The organism is Aquimarina sp. MMG016, from assembly GCF_018100805.1.
In the GTDB taxonomy this organism is placed as follows: domain Bacteria; phylum Bacteroidota; class Bacteroidia; order Flavobacteriales; family Flavobacteriaceae; genus Aquimarina.
The window spans coordinates 1-2,025 of sequence record NZ_JAGJEA010000023.1; the positions used below are offsets into that span (position 1 = coordinate 1).

Below are 2,025 nucleotides of genomic sequence, written 5' to 3' on the forward strand. Positions count from 1 at the left end.
TAGTTATACTGCAAAGTTCTGGCAATATGATTCAAGAATAGGGAGAAGGTGGAATATAGATCCTAAATATATGGCTAGTGAAAGTAGATATGCAGCTTTTTCAAACAACCCTAATATATATGTTGATCCATTAGGAGATTTTAGAACTAAATTTGGTGCAAAGCTATATAAATGGACCCATGGAGGAGAAGTGATTAAGGATAAGAATAGTGGAGAATGGTTTGTAGGTAAAGATGATGTGTATAAAGGAGAAGGTGTAGGTGGTGCTTATCAAAGAAGATTTGATTGGCAAGGAAGAAACAGACCTTATAAAGATTCCGGTTGGGGACATACCGAAAGGAGCTTTATTGCAAATAAGTTTGATGTTAATGGGGAGGCAAATAACTTATTTGATTTAGGGTGGAATTCTATATTACAAAACGATTCGGTAAAACTTACAGGAGACTTATTAAATCGAGTTAAACAAGATCCTTCAGTCAAAGCATTAGAAGAAGAAATAATTAATTGTGCACAAGAAGATGGTAGATGTGGGGAAATGGATTTTTCTTTTCTACATAATAAATTTGTTCAATTAGGAGGTAGAAGAGGGAGTCTTAATCCTTTGGAAAAAAGCAGTATAGATACCTGGAGAGTAGCTATCAATCCTTTAACATGGGCCGTTCGAAGTACAAATATTGAGGCAAATGTTCAGGTTACTACTGAAGGTATAATTAATATTACTTATCAATTTTCCGATAGTTTCGATTTACGCCCTGAAAAGGGAGGAAAAATATACTTTGGAGGAACTGGAAACAGTCCATTTTCTAAAGAAGGAGGAACAAGACCGTGGCAATACAACGCTGCTACTACCATTCTCGGTATTCCTTACCATGATATTCTAGGAGGAAATGATAAGCTTAAAATAAATGGTACTTGGTCGAGTGAAAACAATAGATAGTTTTGAGTAGAAATAATTGATTTAAACAACGCGTTAAATAAAAGCAATGAATTCAAATAAATTCATTGCTTTTATCATTTAAAAAAACAGAAGTTGTATATTGTTAATTTACTGGAAGGTCATTTAAGTTTTATTAAAAAATAGGTAAACCATTAGTATCAGTCTGTAGGTTCCTTAATTGTCTTAATGTTCTACCTTGCATATCCTGAAAATGAGGTTTATCCCATCCATTACCATTTATTCTATCTATATTTGTTTGATTATTTCTTAGCCATCTCCCTCCCCAGGTCATCCCCAAATCTTCGCTAATTTCTCCTACTGATAATCTACCTTGCAAATTGTTATCCCAAAAGTTATATTGTAATACGCCATTATTTATTGGTACCATGTCAATAGCAAGACCAAAGTTATGATTACTATATCCTCCTCTTGCATTAGTTACAATATCAAGATGGGGTTTAGCAACTACATTGTTCAGACCGACTCTATTTAATTGAGTTTGCGTTCTTCCCTTGCCATATAGCTCATTTTGTTCAGAGTATGTTCTGTAACCGTCTGTTATAAAAAAAGTTTCGTTGGTAGCATCTTGAGATCTAACAACTAATTCTTTAACATCATTTCTAAATCTATCATGTAAAGAATTTATTCTATTCTTACTTGCATTTCCTTGAATGGACTGTTGTGATATGCCACTTTCGGTATATACAAAAGCATCCCAATCTCCAGCCCAAGCAACTCCATTTTTAACTGTTCCCTCCGGTGCAAGGTTATTTACTGATTGGATAGCATTTGGACTTATTGGAGATGGTATGTCCGAAAGACGGTAATAATTCTTTCCTAAAGCAGTAAATCCAGAAGCATTATAACCTTCCCAAACGTAAAAAGAGATACTATTTGCATCAGGAGTAACTACATTTCCTTCGTCATCATAAGGTCGCCATTCCAATCCTTCAAGCTCCACTCCATCAATAACCCTATTCTCACTAAACGCATACGGTGAGTTATGAGGATAATCTGGAGCCAACGGATCCACTGCAAAGAATCGTCCCACTCTAGGGTCGTGCATACGATATTTGTAGTTAATAGAG

2 protein-coding genes are annotated in these 2,025 nt (G+C 35.0%); one reads left to right on the plus strand and one right to left on the minus strand.

Annotated features, from left to right (window positions below; genetic code table 11):
- Window positions 1-937, plus strand: a 937-nt coding sequence (locus tag J8M14_RS22905) for a hypothetical protein (protein ID WP_211077168.1), incomplete at its 5' end; no start/stop codon positions are given.
- A gap of 133 nt (window positions 938-1,070) precedes the next feature.
- Here J8M14_RS22905 and J8M14_RS22910 read toward each other — a convergent pair.
- On the minus strand, window positions 1,071-2,025 hold a 955-nt coding region (locus J8M14_RS22910), incomplete at its 5' end, for a M15 family metallopeptidase (RefSeq protein ID WP_211077169.1).